The following is a 14,414-nucleotide window of genomic DNA, read 5'->3' on the forward strand; positions in this document are numbered from 1 at the left end:
CAAAACTTGCTTGTGATCGCCTGACGGAACGTATGAACGAACATCACGCTTAAATTTTTGAGAGCAACCTTATTCTGATAGGATTTATCTGTGCTTTTTTAAGAGGAAGACTTATGAAATTGATTCATATAGAAAAACGTCCCGATCTTTTTGATCGGGACGTTTTTCAAACCGATGCTCTACCTTATAAATGGAATCGACAGCGGGTATTTGTATAACTCACCGTTCGATGCTTTGACGGTCGCAATGATAACGAATACGATCCAGGCAATGCCAACGATAAATACGAGCACGAAGCCAATGAATACGAATATTAGGATGGAAGACACGATCGCATAAATGAAATATGAGATCTGAAAATTGACAGCGGCTTTTCCGTGCGCATCCACATATTCAGATTCATTACGTTTGATGAGCCAAAGAATGAGAGGGGCGAGAAATGTAGCTAACGGAATGATGAAGCCAGAAAATGCACTTAAATGCAGAAACAACCCATACGTTCGTTCTGTTGAAGCATCCATTGAAAACCACTCCCGATAAAACGTGATTATTCAATGTATTCATGGTATGTTGGCATTATGTTAAGGGGTGTGGACACGTGCGATTCGCAAAGATTCTAACTATGATTGGTAGTGTTTTTCTAGCCATTGTCGGTCTGATCTATTTTTTTCAAGAGCAAATCATTTTTCACCCAACCGCTGTAGATGAGGCACAAACGGCCCGGTTAGAGGCTGCGGACGGTGTGGAAGAGATGATTGTACAAACACCGGACGGCACGCTGTTACACGGGTGGTTCGTTGGAGATTCAAAACAGGACATGATCCTTTATTACGGTGGCAATGCCGAAAATGTGTCGAACAAAGCGGCCGAAGTGAACGAGCGCTGGCCAGAAAGAAATGTCGTACTCATGAATTACCGGGGATACGGTGCAAGCGAAGGTACGCCAGGTGAAGAAGAATTATTTTCGGATGCGCTGTACGTGTATGATGAAGTGGCCGAGAACGCTGAACAAATCACGGTGATGGGCCGAAGCTTAGGAACGGCTGTTGCCGCGTATGTGGCGGACAACCGCGACGTTGACCGTGCGATTTTCGTGACCCCTTTTGATCGGCTAGCAAGCGTAGGTGCCGCGCAATTCCCGTTTTTACCGGTTGATTTGTTGTTGCGCCATCCGTTTGATACGAAGGAACATTTGCAAGACGTGAGCGCACCGATGCTCATGATCGTTGCCGGTGATGATGAAGTAGTCCCCTTCGAGCGTAGCCGTGCCTTGTATGAATCACAAGACACAGCTGAATGGATCGTCATTGGCGAGCACGGGCACAACACGATTCATACAGACCCAACGTATTGGGATCGGATTGAGCGCTTCTTAGAAACGAAGTGATAAACAAGTGAGGCTACCGTCTTGCTTTTCAAACTCAGACATGTCTAGCTCAATAATGGGCAGACCGAGTTTTTGCAATTGTGCACGAGTTTGTGGATAACCTTTTGGCATGATTAAATGATCGTTGATCCGTAGGCAGTTGGCCGCATACGCTTCTTCATCCGGCACAACGATTCGATCAAACGTTGTAAACGCTGGGTCTTGTACGAATTCGCCTGCGACGAGCATGTAATTGTCTCCCATATACGTACAACCTGTTTTAAGGTGAAGAATGTGCTGCACCGGAACGGTCGAACTACTCACATTAAAGCGTGTTAGGATCTCCATTAACTGCGTGGCGCCTTTTTCATTCGTACGAGCTGATATGCCGATGTAAACATGGTTATCCACCCGAAGCACGTCGCCGCCTTCAAGTGTGCCAGGGGAGACGATCGTTTCAGTTGTGTTAAATAACGGCGTGAGCGTGTCTCTCATAAGTGCCGTTTCTTCGATTCGCTCAGGTGTGCCCGGTCGAGTCAAAATCGCGCAATCCGGCAACACGACAGCAGGGTCTTCCACAAAAGTCGAATCAGGAAAACGATCATCAGCAGGAAGAACGGTTATTTGAACTCCGCAGTCTTTAAGCGCTTGAACGTAGTTGGCATGTTGCTCACGGGCGCGGGTAAGATCAGGTTTTCCAAGGGTGGCGTCGGTGAGACCTGAGCTAAAATTTTCACTAACTTCTTTCACGATGGCATGTGTAATCTTCATGGTCTGTTCACCTCATTGATTGTTATGTAAGCAGTTTATAGAAATAGAGTTCATCATGGTAGACATCGTCTATGCAAAGGGAAGCGTAGCGAATGCCTTCCTGTTCATAACCGAGTGATGAATAAAGGGATATGGCGGCGTGATTGTGGACAAGTGTGGTCAGTTCTAATCGGTGCACGCCGGCGTTTTCTGCCCACGTCTCTGCATGTTGCATGAGCAGTGACCCTACACCTTGTCCTCTTGCCCGCTCGTCAACACCGATCACAACAAACGCTCGGTGCTTGGTTCTTCGTAAGTCATTTCCCATCATAAATACATAGCCACAGAGTGCTTGGTTATTATTTACAGCAACAAACCAGCGGCTATGCGGGGTATGTTGAATGTTTTGAATGTGCTTTTCTAATCCATCCGGGCGTGCTTTTCGCTCACCAGGGTGATACAGCATCACATTCGATGCGTCAACGTCCTTTAATAGACGAGCGAGTGGTGCTGCGTCCTCTCGAGTGACCTCTCTCACGAACATACAAAAAACTCCTATCATTTTTTCTTATCCCTACCTATTCGACATCGTTAGTCGTGTTTTCCTTCAAGCTACCGTAAACTATTTATAGAAGGAGTGATGAAAATGAGTGACTTTAAGAAAACCGTTCAACAAACGTTTTCCTCTGCCTCTGCCAATTATGTCACGAGTCAACTGCATGCCAAAGGTGAGGACTTGCGTCTGCTCGTGGCCGAGTTGGAGCATAACAAGTATGAACGTTTGTTAGACATTGCGACCGGGGCGGGTCACGTGAGTTTAGCCGCAGCTCCCCACGTGAATGAAGTAACGGCGATGGACTTAACGAAAGAAATGCTTGGGACGGCCGAGGCGTTCATCACAAAGAACGGTTTTGAGAATGTATCCTACGTTGAAGGGGACGCAGAAAAGCTAGATTTTCCCAATTCATCGTACGATGTTGCTGTATGCCGCATTGCGGCTCACCACTTTGAACGCCCAGATCAATTCCTTGAAGGGGCGCACCGTGTCATCCAAACTGGAGGTAGCTTATACATCTTGGACAACACCGCACCTGAAAATGATGATTGGGACGAGTTTTATAATACGGTTGAAAAGAAGCGTGACCCGAGTCATTTCCGTGCGTGGAAGAAAAGCGAGTGGGTTCAGATGGTTGAACGTGCAGGCTTTACTGTAGAGCGTGTCCAACGCTTTACGAAAACGTTTCTCTTTACAGATTGGTGCGATCGTTTGGACGTACCGAACGAAACGAGAAAAGAATTGACCGATTTGTTGTTAGCATCATCAGACGACCATAAACAGAAATTCAACATCATCACAAAAAGAGATGAACTACATTCGTTTGCTGGGGAGTCCATCCTTTTGCACGCGGTGAAGAACTAGAGAACTGCGGGGACATTTGTCCCCGCAGTTGGTCTATATAAACAGTAAACCGATCGCTATCGGAATGAATGACCAGATGAGAATAATGACGCAAAAGCCCATAATGTCACGGACCTTAAGTCCAGCAATCGCGAGAAGTGGCAACGTCCAAAACGGCTGAATCATGTTCGTCCACGCGTCCCCCCAAGCAACCGCCATCGCAATTCTTGCCGGCTCTGCACCGATTTCATAGGCAGCACTCATCATAATCGGTCCTTGAACAGCCCACTGACCACCACCAGAAGGGACGAAGAAGTTCACAATGGCGGCGCTAATAAATGTGAAAAGTGGGAACGTCGCTTCATTGGAAATGAGGATAAACATTTCCGACATCATATCCGATAAACCTGATTCGACCATCATGCCCATGATCCCTGCGTAAAACGGGAACTGAATAATGATGCCACCGGCGTTACGTACCGCATCACTCACTGTTTTTAGAAATCTTCGTGGCGTTTTGTGCAACAATATACCTAGGAAAAGAAACGTGAAATTAACGATGTTTAAATTAAGATCCAAACCGTTTTGTACGAAATGCATGACGACGAATATGAGTCCAAGGCCCCCGATAACGAGCGAGATGATCTGACTGTTTTCTAATCGATCAGCTGCTGTTTTTGGCTTGTCATCGATCGTTTCTTCCTTAGCCGCGGCTTGCTCGGTAAAGACAGGCTCAATTTTTTGTGATGAGTCTGCAGCTCTCATGAGCAGTCGGTTCATAATGGGCAGTAAGATGACCATTGTAATGACGATGAACAAGTTAAATGGTGAAAACAATGTCTCCCCGATGGGGATTGTCCCCATCATATCTTCGAGAAAGTGACCGGGTGTGGCGATGGTGAGTGGGATGGAGCCAGATAGTCCGCCGTGCCAGACGAGCATCCCACTGTAAGCGGAGGCGACGAGCAAGCGGAAGTTCACTTTGGGCACTTGTTGGACGACGTGGCGTGCGAACAGTGCCCCGATGACTAAGCCAAACCCATAGTTAATGAGGCAGGCAAGGGTTGCGACGAGGGTGACGAGCATGATTGCTTGTCCAGGTGTATTGGCGAACAATGCTAAGCGGGCAAGGATGCTTTTTACGACAGAACTATTTGCGAGTATGTAGCCGGTCACGACGATCAAAGACATTTGCATAGCAAACTCTAGTAAGTCCCAAAACCCTTCTCCCCAAAACTGCACCATGGCAATGGGTGAGCTGTCGGTGATGAAAATGCCGAGCAAAAAGACGATAAAAGTTAAAATAAGGGCGAAAAGAAAGGCATCGGGCAAATAGCGTTGGACAATTTGATCGCAAAAACGTGTTACGTGCGTAAACATGAGCTAGACACCTCTTTTGTTATATTGTTTGAATAATCATACCATTTAATTTATTTGGTTGTGGAAAGAATTTTGCGATCTAAGGTACACTAATACGAGAAGCTTAGGAGGTGGACGGTTTGGAAACAAACCCGCATGATTTTTTGTATGAAATGTTACGTACGCCCTCGCCATCAGGAAGAGAAGAGCAACTGCAAGAGAAATGGTTGGAATACGTGAAGTCTTCCGCAGATGAGCTACGAACTGACGGGGCAGGAAATGCGTATGCGATTTTACAGCCAGAGGCGCCGTTTCGCGTATTGCTTGCTGGGCATAGTGATGAGATTGGATTTATGATTAAGCATATTGATGAGTCTGGCTTTTTGCGTGTGGAACCTCTTGGCGGCATTAGTCCGTTGCCCGCGCTCGGCATGCGTGTAACCATACTCGGAACTAACGGGACAATTACTGGGATTATTGGCACAAATGCTGAACATCATGGCGGGGCAAAAGAGAAAATGACGACCGATGATTTGTACATCGACTGTGGCGTTACGACGAAAGCAGAAATCGAGCGTTACGTACAAATTGGCGATCCTGCTGTATATGAGATTGAACCGCAACGGTTATTGAACGAAAGTTTAAGTGGAAGAGGGCTTGATAATCGTACGGGATCGTATATCGTTGCAGAAGTTATCCGCAGATTAAAGGATGAAACGCTTTCTGTAGGCGTGTATGGTGTAAGTACGGTCAATGAAGAAACGAATATGGGGGGTGCGTTTTTTGCAGGTGCGATGACGAAGCCGACGATCGCGATCGCGCTGGATGTGACGTTTGCGACGGATTTCCCAACTGCTAATCCCCAGAAAAATGGGGATGTCCGCTTACAAAAGGGTCCTGTATTAGCAAAAGGAGCGCCGATTAACCGAAAGATGAATGAATTGCTTGAACGTGCGGCCAAAGATGAAGGGATTTCTCTTCAGTATGAATTGACACCCAAAACAACAGGGACGGATGCTGACCAGTTGCGTTTGACCGGTTCTGGCGTGCCGGTTGCTGTTTTGTCATTGCCACTTCGGTATATGCATGCACCCCGAGAAATGATTTCTCTACAAGACATTGAGCAAGAAATCACACTGTTAACACGTTTCATTTTAAATTTAACGGGAAAAGAAGATGTAAAACCTGTTCACGTTCCGAAGTAAAGGGTAAAGGAGAGGATTGAGCATGGCAAAGATACTTATTCTTACAGGTGACGCAGTAGAAGCGTTGGAAGTATTTTATCCGTACTATCGTTTTCTCGAAGCAGGCATGGAAGCGGACATTGCGTCTCCGTCTGTGAAATCGTTGTACACCGTCAACCATGATTTCATCGAAGGATACGAGACATTTGTGGAAAAGCCTTCGTATGAACTCCAAAGTCATATTGCATTTGCGGACGTTCGCCCCGAAGATTATGATGGATTGATTTTGCCGGGAGGACGCGCCCCTGAGTACATTCGCATGCATGAACATACCCCGGCGATTGTGAATCACTTTCTAGATGAGAACAAACCGGTCGGCGCAATTTGTCACGCGGTACAAGTGTTTGCAGCGGTTGCTGGAGAACGTCTGAAAGGCCGGGAGCTGACCGCGTACGCTGCGTGTAAACCTGAAGTTGAGGCTGTCGGTGCGACGTTTCGATCAGAGAAAGTGTATGTCGACGGCAACCTCGTATCTGGTCATGCGTGGGATGACTTACCTGGCTTCATGAGAGAGTTTATGAAACTCATCCAGTAGAGGAGGCTTCTATGAACGGAAAAGCGATTGCGTCATTCGTATTAGGTATCGCATCTTTCTTTATTTCTTGGTTTGGCTTTTTAACCGCCGTGGTCGGTATCGTTCTCGGCATGATGGCCCGAAGAGAAATTGGTTCCGGAGGCGAAGGGGCCGGAGTAGCGATTTCAGGTATTATTATTAACGGTATTTCTATTTTGCTAAATGTGTTGCTATTAGTGCTAGGTATTGCTTTTTTAGGCATGTTTTTGTAACTTTGTTGACGCTTGCAACGTACATCTGTTGCAAGCTTAATTTTGGGGTGAGAAATGTTGAAAAGAACTGGGGAATTGGTGTTAAGCATTATTGGGCTAACTCTACACGGGTTTATGAGTTTCATCGCTTTAGTCTTCGCGTTACAAATTCACTTTCTTTTCGGAGTAGGAAGAAACTTTGCTGAAGCAGATCCATTCGTAACTCCTGAAGACTTGTATGCGTTTGACCTCGTCCTCGGTATACTTGTCCCTTTTACGTGGTTCGTTACGATTTTGCAATTTATAGCCATCGTTCCCGCAGCAATGGCACTCTATTGGTATCGAAGCAAAGCAAAACGAGCGGGCATTATATTTATTGTTGTCGGTGCTTTAAGCATTATCATCACAGTGGGATTGGGATTCTTTTACGGTGGTTTATACGTAGCAGCGGGCATTATGTTGCTCGTTAGAAAGCCGCCACTGAGAGAAGATAAACCGGTAGAGAACATTTACGGAGCTGACGAGCGCTTGCAAGAAATTGAGGAAGAGCAGATGGAGCGAAAAGAAAGGTTTGAGGACCAAGAAAAAACGGACGAACGCACGTAACAATACGTGTGCTCGCCCGTTTTTTCTTGTTTTATTGTTCATGAACTTCTAAGCGCAAATCGGTAAGCTCTTCTGAGAAACTACCCAGTTTATCAAAAGAAGCCATCAGTTCATGAAAACTGGATTGGAACTGTTCAACGGTCGTCGTAAATCCTTCAATCGCAGCAAAGTTCTCTCCGGCTGCTTCGGTAGAGTCAGCTAAACGCTTTTTAATCGTATTCGTTACATCGTTCATGTGATTCGCTTTGTTACTCAAAGCTTCGATGCTTTCGTGGAATTCACTTACATGGTTTTGTGTCTCTTCGATCTGACTTCGAATCGATTCTAGTGCATGTTGTGTGTTGGCAGCAAGTGTTCCAACTTCATTAGCGACGACCGCGAAGCCACGTCCGTATTCTCCAGCTCGAGAAGCCTCAATACTCGCATTTAATGAGAGCACTTTCGTCTTCTTTGCAATCTCCCAAATGGTTTGAGTCACTTTACCAATATTCATCGAGCTTTCGTTCAACAAAGAGAGCTTATCTCGGGACCTTTCCACATCGGATACCATTGCTTCAAGATTGGTCATTGATTCGCTAATATCAGATTGCGCTTCTAGCATGTTGTTTTGCATGTGCTGAGAATCTTGATACAACGATTGCAACCCGGTCGTCACGCGTTCAGTATCGGACCTTTGATTGCTTACGTGGGCTTTCATGTCACTAGAATGGTCAGCAAGATCTTTCGCTGCTTTTGTGAGTTGTTCATTCTGAGAAAGACGAGCTTCGTTGTATTGTGTAAGCGAGTCTGCGTACGTCCCGATGTATGTGCCAATTGCGATTTGCATATCTAGAGAACAGAGCCGCTGGAAAGATTGAAGGATCGACAAGGCATCCTTTTTTGGAAACTCATTTATTACGAGCGATAGCATTTCATTTTGAATCCGTGTGTAGGCAGCGATATACCATTGTTCACTAAGCCCAATTCGGTAATGAATCGCACCGACGACGTGACGGTGTTTCAAATATTCAGCGCCAATCTTTCCAGAAAACATATCCAAAAGGTAACTTGAAAACGTGCGTTTTAGACGATCAACAGATGAGTGATTGTCAATGATTGAACGAAGATGGGGGTCTTTAACAATGGGTTCATAAAACCGATCAACGAGTGACTCTACATGCTGATTAACGAACGATTGAATGCTGTGCAAGCGTTCTATATCTTCAGCTGTAAACCCTGTAAATCCAATCAAGTCGCGCTCGTTGCCCTGAATCAATTCTTGATAATAATCGGAATACGTGAATGTTTGTGTACTCGTCGTCATCAAACCACCTCTATCTGTTATTTCGGCACATAGAGTAAATTGTTTATTTCTATTTAGATTACAGAGAGTCTCGATTTAAAGATTCATTAAAGTTCTTCGCTAGTCGACGATAATATACATAAAAACCCATCCAATGAAGGGCATAAAAGAGGGTGAAGAGCGCAACAGCTAGCAGTAGCGGTAATGGTCGAAGCGGAACCCAACTTACAATCAAAGCAATGGAAAAATAAACGATGATGGAAGTCGCATAATGAACAATCGTCGCTTTTAACGTGCTCCATTTCTCAAAATCAAAGACGAAAGATGACAGGGAGAAGTATACACCAACAAGCATGCCTCCGAGCATATTTCTCCATATTTCCGCGACCGGAGGGTTGAGATCAATGATCATAAGATACGTCAAAAACACAAACGTGACAATGCCGCCAGCCCCAATTCCAGCAAAAAAGCGGTAAATAATTTCTTTTGCCATGAACATTACCCTCCTGTCAAAATATTGCGCAATGTTTTCACATATTTGCGCGATACGTATTCTTTATTTCCTGATTTGAAAAATACACAAAGATTTCCGTTAAAAGAAACTTCAAATCGGTCAATCTGGTCGATGTTTCCGATTACGGACTTAGAAAACCGCACAAACGTAAAGTCAGTGAGAAGTTCTTCAAGTTCGTACAATTTGTGTTTCATTTCATAACGCTTTTCTCCAATGGCAGCAAACACTTTCCGGTCTTCGGCATACAAATAATCAACGTCGCCAGGCGTGACTACAAACGAAGTATCCCCATCTTCTGCAAGTAAACGAAATGGACTACTTGATGGTTGGCTGTGTTCATTTAATGACCGCATTAATTGCTCTAATTCTTGACTCCATTCTGCTGCGTGGATCGTGATCGACGTTTCCGGATGATTTTCATTAATGTCGATATGAATTCTCATTACCAGCAGCCTCCTCGTTTATAAGTATACGATACACGTCGTTATGTAGAGTTTATCGTGCGTAAGATGCATTCCAGAAGGAATATCATGCACTTTTTAGTTCCTAACAAACAGCTACGTATTCATTATAGAGAAGGTTGTATAAAAACAAAATAAAAAAAGAAGCAAAGAGCGTTGCTCCATCCACTCGAGTAGGTATAAGATACTAATTTTTATCAATGTGAAGATATATTCATCGACCATAAGATCCAAAATTCTATAGTTTTTAAGGGTTTATATTGAATAGTTTATTCATTTTGTATAATAGTCGCATGTCAAAACTCTTGAGGTAGTAACAAATTAATGGTAAATTAGTAATAATGATCGTGATTAGAAGAGGTGGAAATAGTGGCAGTCCAATTTATCGTCGCAGACCAGGACCAAAATAACCATATCGGATTAAAGTGGGCCATTGAAGCTATGGACACCCATTACCAAGTTCAAAGTTTCGTGGCTACGAGCGGGGAACTACAAGACGCCCTTAGGCACCCGTTTCCTCACATATTAATCCTAGAGATTGATTTATTTGATGATGAGCAATTTTCTGATTTGAGTAGAACGCTACAGCACTTTTCTGGGAAATTGATTGTTTTTGTTAATGATGAGACCTTTAAAACGATGCAACGTACCGTTGAGCTCCAAGCGAATGGCGTCATAAGAAAGCCTGTCGATACAGAAGATTTGAAAGAATGCATAGAGTACGTTATGCAAAATGAAGGACGTAAGCACACGTCTTATCAAGACGCGATTCATATGTCTGAAAGCGAACAGTTATCCAAACAACTTCTTTCACTAGAAACACAACATGAGCAAGAATTTAGCATGCTCATGTTTCGGCCAAGAAACCGGGATCCAATTGCGTTATTCCAGTATCTTCAAGAACTGGAGTCATTACATAATTTTGAATATACGTTAACGATGATGGATGACTGTGTAGTCGTTGTTATTCATCATCATTCGACGAAGACATACAACGTTCCAAGTGAATGTTTAAACCAATGGCAACATAAAGAAGAGAACCCACTCGTTGTTGCTTACTTTGTATCTACAGGTAAAAGTACCTATCGTCAAGCATACCTGGCTTGTCGCCAAGCATTTTCTAACACATACTTCAGTGGCCTAGGTAAAGTACTCATTGCCAATCGGGTAAGTAATTCGAACGCCATTGATTTCCCATATTTAACGCATTTAGAGAAAAAACGGTTATTGGACTTTCTGCAATATACCGACGATGGAGGATTCTTAGAATGGGTGAAAGGTTGGTTGTATGAGTGTGAATCATCGTACCGTGGGTTAGTATATACGAGAAATCGTTCAACTTCCGTCATTGAGAGTCTCTATCATGAGCTTGATCATTCAATTGATAAAGAAGAGGAAACGATGCAACGCCTTAGCACTTTACTTAGACGTGTGCACTATGCTGACCATGCTGAGGAAGTACTGGACATATTGCAAACGGGATTTTCACTCATGTTGGAACTTCAAGAAAGTGAAAAGTCTACCGTCTCGGTAGAAATTGTGAAGACAGCAATGAATTATATGAAGAGCCAATATGACAATCCTTATCTTACGCTAAGAGATGTTGCCCTCGTCGTCGATCGAAACCCTTCATATCTGGGCCAGTTGTTCGTTCAGCATGAAGGTGGAACGTTTCGGCAAGTGTTACGAGATATGCGGTTAATCGCTGCTATGAAGAAGCTATCCATGACTCGCCAATCTGTAAAACACTTAGCCTTTGATGTCGGCTATCGTGATCCGAACTATTTCAGTCGTCAGTTTAAAGATAAGACTGGTTTATCTCCTCGTGCATACCGTGATGAATATAAAGAAGTCCGTCCCTGAATTGGCAGTTTTACGTTCAGGGACGGTGTACGAGCAGTTGTGAAAATATGCCCACCTAGATTCATTGTAAGCGCTTTCCGTTATCGTTATTCACATGTCGTACGAGTATTTGGGGGATAAATCTTGATGGAAGGTCTTGCTGTTTGAGAGAGTCAATGTGGGTTTCTAGTATCGGTCGTGGTAATACGATAGTGTGCAGTGTGGTCTTTATGAAGGTGTTGGTGTACTGGTTGTATCGTTCGTGGAGTGTTCAGTGCTCGAGCTCGTCGTAGCGGCCTGTAATTTGAGGAATCGAACATCATCTCCAATAATTTCAGTCACATACGTCCGCTCGTTTTGGTCATTGAGATAGTAGCGTGTTTGAATTCTTCCGGTGATTGACACCAACGCCCCTTTGTGACAGTAATTTGCGGTTGACTCAGCTTGTTTTCGCCAGATGATACATGGAACAAAGTCTGCATCAAATTCTCCTTGCGCATTTCGATAGCGGCGTTGAATGGCGAGGTGAAGTTTTACGTAAGCAACTCCAGAGTTTGTGAAGCGTAGTTGAGGATCTTTTGTAATCCTCCCAATGAGAGAGACTTGATTTAGCATCTTGGCTGCACCTCCTTTCATGGAAGTGAGTTGTAAGTGAGAAGCAAGGAATCAGACTGTGAAGTGTACCACCGAATCATAATTAATTCACTAGATATCCGGCATGTGAATCCTCCTTTCTGTATAATAGTACTGTATCATAAGTCCTAAGTATTATCTATCTAAATATTAAAATAATATAAAATATAATTCGACAATCACAGGCTGAATTGGTAATCTGCGGATGTTGCACAAGTGAGGCATATGATATACTGGAGATATTCGATGTTTGTTTTTTGGAAGGAGAATAATCTTGAAAGTAAAAAAGGCAGTCATTCCTGCAGCAGGTCTAGGAACGAGGTTTTTACCTGCAACGAAAGCACTTCCGAAAGAAATGCTACCCGTCGTTGATAAACCGACCATCCAATACATTGTAGAAGAAGCAATTGCTTCTGGAATTGAAGACATATTAATCATCAGTGGCCGTGGCAAACGTGCAATTGAAGACCACTTTGATGTTTCATACGAACTAGAACAGACGCTAGAGCGAACAGAGAAATGGGATCGTTTGGAAGAAGTCAAGAAAATATCTAACATGGCATCCATTCATTACGTACGTCAGAAAGAACCGAGAGGCTTAGGACACGCCATTGCCTGTGCAAGTACGTTTATTGGCAACGAGCCATTTGCTGTCATGCTCGGCGATGATATCGTTCGCTCCGATGTGCCATGCCTTAAGCAGTTAATGAACATCTACGAAGAAGAAGAGCGTTCTGTGCTCGGTGTTCAACAAGTTCCCGAGCACCGCGTTTCTAGCTACGGCATTGTATCTCCACAGTCCGATATCGATGAATCAGGCACAGTGCCTGTTCGTGATCTCGTTGAAAAGCCGGGACTAGAAGAAGCACCTTCTAATTTAGCAATCATGGGTCGTTACGTCCTTACGCCTGAGATCATGCCAATTCTTAAGACATTGCCACCTGGTGCGGGTAATGAAATTCAATTAACCGACGGCATTCGCAAGCTCATTAATGACCAAGACGTACTTGCTTATCACTTTGAAGGAACGCGCTATGATGTGGGTGATAAATTCGGATTTCTACAAGCGACCATTGACTTCGCCCTTGAAAGAGAAGACTATCGGTCCGACTTAACGTCGTATATACGTGAATTGAATCTATAACAAAGAAGCAGGTGAGGGAATCTATATCCTCAGCCTGCTTTTTGCTTACGGTGTATTGTGATGATTCGAGAGAACTCCTACTATGGGATGGCTAAGGGTGATATTAATTTGTTTTCACGATAAGAAGTGGAGGGATGAATGTCGATATGCCATTACGGTTATGGGAGGATGTGTGCCTGCCCAAGCACCCCCTATTAGACCGTTATGTGGAATGATATTGCAAAAAATTTTTTCTAAATGAAGCAGACTAACCTAAAAAGTTTTGGGGTCGGTTTTATCGAGAAACAGCAACTGCGCATTGCACGTACAAAAAACGCGAAGTCTATACAGACTTCGCGTTTTGCCATCAATCGGGATTTGCCATGCCGATTGATACTTTTAAGTTGGCGTTCAATTGACGGATTGCGTCAATTAAGTCTTTATCGGATACATTGTCGTTTGTCGTAATCATGTACGTCAATTGGTACATCGTACCGAGGTTCGTCGTTTCAACATTTGTCAGCTTATAATCGTGCAAGTATTCATTAAAGGTTTCTTCGAATACATTTTCGTAATGCATGTTTTCGGGGATCGTAATCCTCATGCGCTTTTGAACGGATTGGCCACCACCGTAGTCGATGACGTAAAGGAAGTAAATAATAACACTCACTGTAATCGTAAACAATATGGCTAGTAAATAAAAGCCGAGCCCTGAAGCGATACCAGCTGCCATGCCGAAGAATATGAAGGCAATGTCTTTTGGATCATTCATCGCAGAACGGAAGCGAATAATGGAGAACGCGCCGACAAGACCAAATGCGACAGCTATGTTATTGCCAATCACGATCATAATGACAGAAACAACCATCGACATAATTACGATCGTATGTATAAATGATTGTGCGTACCGTGCGCCTTTATGTGTTTTTTGGTAAAGGAATGTAATAATCATTGAAAGAACAAACGTCAATGATATAGCTAAAAAGCCGTCAACAATCGACGATTGCGTCGTCATATCGGTGAAGTTACGTAGTTCATCTAAAAAGCCTTCCATCGTCATTCTCCTTGAT

At 43.9% G+C, this 14,414-nt stretch carries 17 protein-coding genes; 8 read left to right on the forward strand and 9 right to left on the reverse strand.

Going from position 1 to position 14,414, the window contains the following annotated elements:
- Positions 1-179 precede the first annotated feature (179 nt).
- On the reverse strand, positions 180-521 hold the full coding sequence (locus ACE1TF_RS17260) for a DUF4870 domain-containing protein (protein ID WP_375018623.1): 342 nt from the start codon (positions 519-521) through the stop codon (positions 180-182).
- A gap of 77 nt (positions 522-598) precedes the next feature.
- On the opposite strand from ACE1TF_RS17260, the gene ACE1TF_RS17265 reads away from it, so the two are divergent.
- Entirely contained in the window at positions 599-1,387 is a 789-nt protein-coding gene (locus ACE1TF_RS17265; protein ID WP_375018625.1) for an alpha/beta hydrolase, read from the forward strand.
- Here ACE1TF_RS17265 and ACE1TF_RS17270 read toward each other — a convergent pair.
- Together ACE1TF_RS17270 and ACE1TF_RS17275 are read right to left on the reverse strand one after the other, a co-directional pair.
- A complete protein-coding gene (locus ACE1TF_RS17270) occupies positions 1,373-2,137 on the reverse strand; it encodes a dimethylarginine dimethylaminohydrolase family protein (protein ID WP_375018627.1) in 765 nt (254 codons plus the stop codon). The genes ACE1TF_RS17265 and ACE1TF_RS17270 overlap by 15 nt on opposite strands.
- Positions 2,138-2,159: 22 nt before the next feature.
- On the reverse strand, positions 2,160-2,660 hold the full coding sequence (locus tag ACE1TF_RS17275; RefSeq protein ID WP_375018629.1) for a GNAT family N-acetyltransferase: 501 nt from the start codon (positions 2,658-2,660) through the stop codon (positions 2,160-2,162).
- Between the two features lie 96 nt (positions 2,661-2,756).
- Here ACE1TF_RS17275 and ACE1TF_RS17280 point away from each other — a divergent pair, with 96 nt between their 5' ends.
- Entirely contained in the window at positions 2,757-3,536 is a 780-nt protein-coding gene (locus ACE1TF_RS17280) for a class I SAM-dependent methyltransferase (RefSeq protein WP_304412685.1), read from the forward strand.
- Between the two features lie 33 nt (positions 3,537-3,569).
- Here the strand turns inward: ACE1TF_RS17280 and ACE1TF_RS17285 are convergent, their stop codons facing one another.
- On the reverse strand, positions 3,570-4,895 hold the full coding sequence (locus tag ACE1TF_RS17285; protein ID WP_375018632.1) for a short-chain fatty acid transporter: 1,326 nt from the start codon (positions 4,893-4,895) through the stop codon (positions 3,570-3,572).
- A 119-nt stretch (positions 4,896-5,014) separates the two neighbouring features.
- Between ACE1TF_RS17285 and ACE1TF_RS17290 the strand changes: the two genes are divergently transcribed.
- The 4 genes from ACE1TF_RS17290 to ACE1TF_RS17305 are packed head-to-tail and all read left to right on the forward strand — an operon-like array spanning position 5,015 to position 7,489.
- Positions 5,015-6,079: a M20/M25/M40 family metallo-hydrolase gene (locus ACE1TF_RS17290; RefSeq protein ID WP_375018634.1), complete on the forward strand. Its 1,065-nt coding sequence runs from the start codon at positions 5,015-5,017 to the stop codon at positions 6,077-6,079.
- A 22-nt stretch (positions 6,080-6,101) separates the two neighbouring features.
- Entirely contained in the window at positions 6,102-6,653 is a 552-nt protein-coding gene (locus ACE1TF_RS17295; RefSeq protein WP_375018636.1) for a DJ-1/PfpI family protein, read from the forward strand.
- An 11-nt stretch (positions 6,654-6,664) separates the two neighbouring features.
- Positions 6,665-6,904, forward strand: coding sequence for a DUF4190 domain-containing protein (locus tag ACE1TF_RS17300; protein ID WP_375018638.1), 240 nt, complete (start codon positions 6,665-6,667; stop codon positions 6,902-6,904).
- 54 nt (positions 6,905-6,958) lie between these two features.
- Positions 6,959-7,489, forward strand: a complete 531-nt coding sequence (locus ACE1TF_RS17305; RefSeq protein ID WP_375018640.1) for a DUF4064 domain-containing protein — start codon at positions 6,959-6,961, stop codon at positions 7,487-7,489.
- A 31-nt stretch (positions 7,490-7,520) separates the two neighbouring features.
- Here the strand turns inward: ACE1TF_RS17305 and ACE1TF_RS17310 are convergent, their stop codons facing one another.
- Genes ACE1TF_RS17310 through ACE1TF_RS17320 form a run of 3 tightly spaced genes read right to left on the reverse strand, consistent with a single transcriptional unit; the run spans position 7,521 to position 9,728 of the window.
- Positions 7,521-8,792 carry a protoglobin domain-containing protein gene (locus ACE1TF_RS17310; RefSeq protein WP_375018642.1) on the reverse strand — a complete coding sequence of 424 codons (1,272 nt, stop codon included), beginning with the start codon at positions 8,790-8,792 and terminating at the stop codon, positions 7,521-7,523.
- A 58-nt stretch (positions 8,793-8,850) separates the two neighbouring features.
- On the reverse strand, positions 8,851-9,264 hold the full coding sequence (locus tag ACE1TF_RS17315) for a DUF3021 domain-containing protein (RefSeq protein WP_375018644.1): 414 nt from the start codon (positions 9,262-9,264) through the stop codon (positions 8,851-8,853).
- Positions 9,265-9,269: 5 nt separating this feature from the next.
- A complete protein-coding gene (locus ACE1TF_RS17320; RefSeq protein WP_375018646.1) occupies positions 9,270-9,728 on the reverse strand; it encodes a LytTR family DNA-binding domain-containing protein in 459 nt (152 codons plus the stop codon).
- A gap of 387 nt (positions 9,729-10,115) precedes the next feature.
- On the opposite strand from ACE1TF_RS17320, the gene ACE1TF_RS17325 reads away from it, so the two are divergent.
- On the forward strand, positions 10,116-11,609 hold the full coding sequence (locus ACE1TF_RS17325) for a helix-turn-helix domain-containing protein (protein ID WP_375018648.1): 1,494 nt from the start codon (positions 10,116-10,118) through the stop codon (positions 11,607-11,609).
- A gap of 207 nt (positions 11,610-11,816) precedes the next feature.
- On the opposite strand, the gene ssb is transcribed toward ACE1TF_RS17325, so the two are convergent.
- Complete coding sequence (gene ssb, locus ACE1TF_RS17330; RefSeq protein ID WP_042397893.1) at positions 11,817-12,203, reverse strand: single-stranded DNA-binding protein; 387 nt, start codon at positions 12,201-12,203, stop codon at positions 11,817-11,819.
- A gap of 292 nt (positions 12,204-12,495) precedes the next feature.
- Between ssb and galU the strand changes: the two genes are divergently transcribed.
- On the forward strand, positions 12,496-13,365 hold the full coding sequence (gene galU / locus ACE1TF_RS17335) for a UTP--glucose-1-phosphate uridylyltransferase GalU (RefSeq protein WP_042397897.1): 870 nt from the start codon (positions 12,496-12,498) through the stop codon (positions 13,363-13,365).
- 346 nt (positions 13,366-13,711) lie between these two features.
- On the opposite strand, the gene ACE1TF_RS17340 is transcribed toward galU, so the two are convergent.
- Positions 13,712-14,398 (reverse strand): DUF4956 domain-containing protein, encoded by a 687-nt coding sequence (locus ACE1TF_RS17340; RefSeq protein WP_375018651.1) that lies wholly within the window; start codon positions 14,396-14,398, stop codon positions 13,712-13,714.
- Positions 14,399-14,414: the final 16 nt, after the last annotated feature.

The sequence above is a fragment of the Geomicrobium sp. JSM 1781026 genome, assembly GCF_041949955.1.
Taxonomy (GTDB): Bacteria; Bacillota; Bacilli; order Bacillales; family Marinococcaceae; genus Geomicrobium_A.

Bases quoted from the DNA above. Each gene is read 5' to 3' on its own strand.
- ssb (WP_042397893.1), bottom strand. From the start codon at position 12,203: ATGCTAAATCAAGTCTCTCTCATTGGGAGGATTACAAAAGATCCTCAA.
- ACE1TF_RS17315 (WP_375018644.1), bottom strand. From the start codon at position 9,264: ATGGCAAAAGAAATTATTTACCGCTTTTTTGCTGGAATTGGGGCTGGC.
- ACE1TF_RS17305 (WP_375018640.1), top strand. From the start codon at position 6,959: ATGTTGAAAAGAACTGGGGAATTGGTGTTAAGCATTATTGGGCTAACT.
- ACE1TF_RS17280 (WP_304412685.1), top strand. From the start codon at position 2,757: ATGAAAATGAGTGACTTTAAGAAAACCGTTCAACAAACGTTTTCCTCT.
- ACE1TF_RS17340 (WP_375018651.1), bottom strand. From the start codon at position 14,398: ATGGAAGGCTTTTTAGATGAACTACGTAACTTCACCGATATGACGACG.
- ACE1TF_RS17285 (WP_375018632.1), bottom strand. From the start codon at position 4,895: ATGTTTACGCACGTAACACGTTTTTGCGATCAAATTGTCCAACGCTAT.
- ACE1TF_RS17275 (WP_375018629.1), bottom strand. From the start codon at position 2,660: ATGTTCGTGAGAGAGGTCACTCGAGAGGACGCAGCACCACTCGCTCGT.
- ACE1TF_RS17310 (WP_375018642.1), bottom strand. From the start codon at position 8,792: ATGACGACGAGTACACAAACATTCACGTATTCCGATTATTATCAAGAA.
- ACE1TF_RS17260 (WP_375018623.1), bottom strand. From the start codon at position 521: ATGGATGCTTCAACAGAACGAACGTATGGGTTGTTTCTGCATTTAAGT.
- ACE1TF_RS17270 (WP_375018627.1), bottom strand. From the start codon at position 2,137: ATGAAGATTACACATGCCATCGTGAAAGAAGTTAGTGAAAATTTTAGC.
- ACE1TF_RS17295 (WP_375018636.1), top strand. From the start codon at position 6,102: ATGGCAAAGATACTTATTCTTACAGGTGACGCAGTAGAAGCGTTGGAA.
- ACE1TF_RS17320 (WP_375018646.1), bottom strand. From the start codon at position 9,728: ATGAGAATTCATATCGACATTAATGAAAATCATCCGGAAACGTCGATC.
- ACE1TF_RS17300 (WP_375018638.1), top strand. From the start codon at position 6,665: ATGAACGGAAAAGCGATTGCGTCATTCGTATTAGGTATCGCATCTTTC.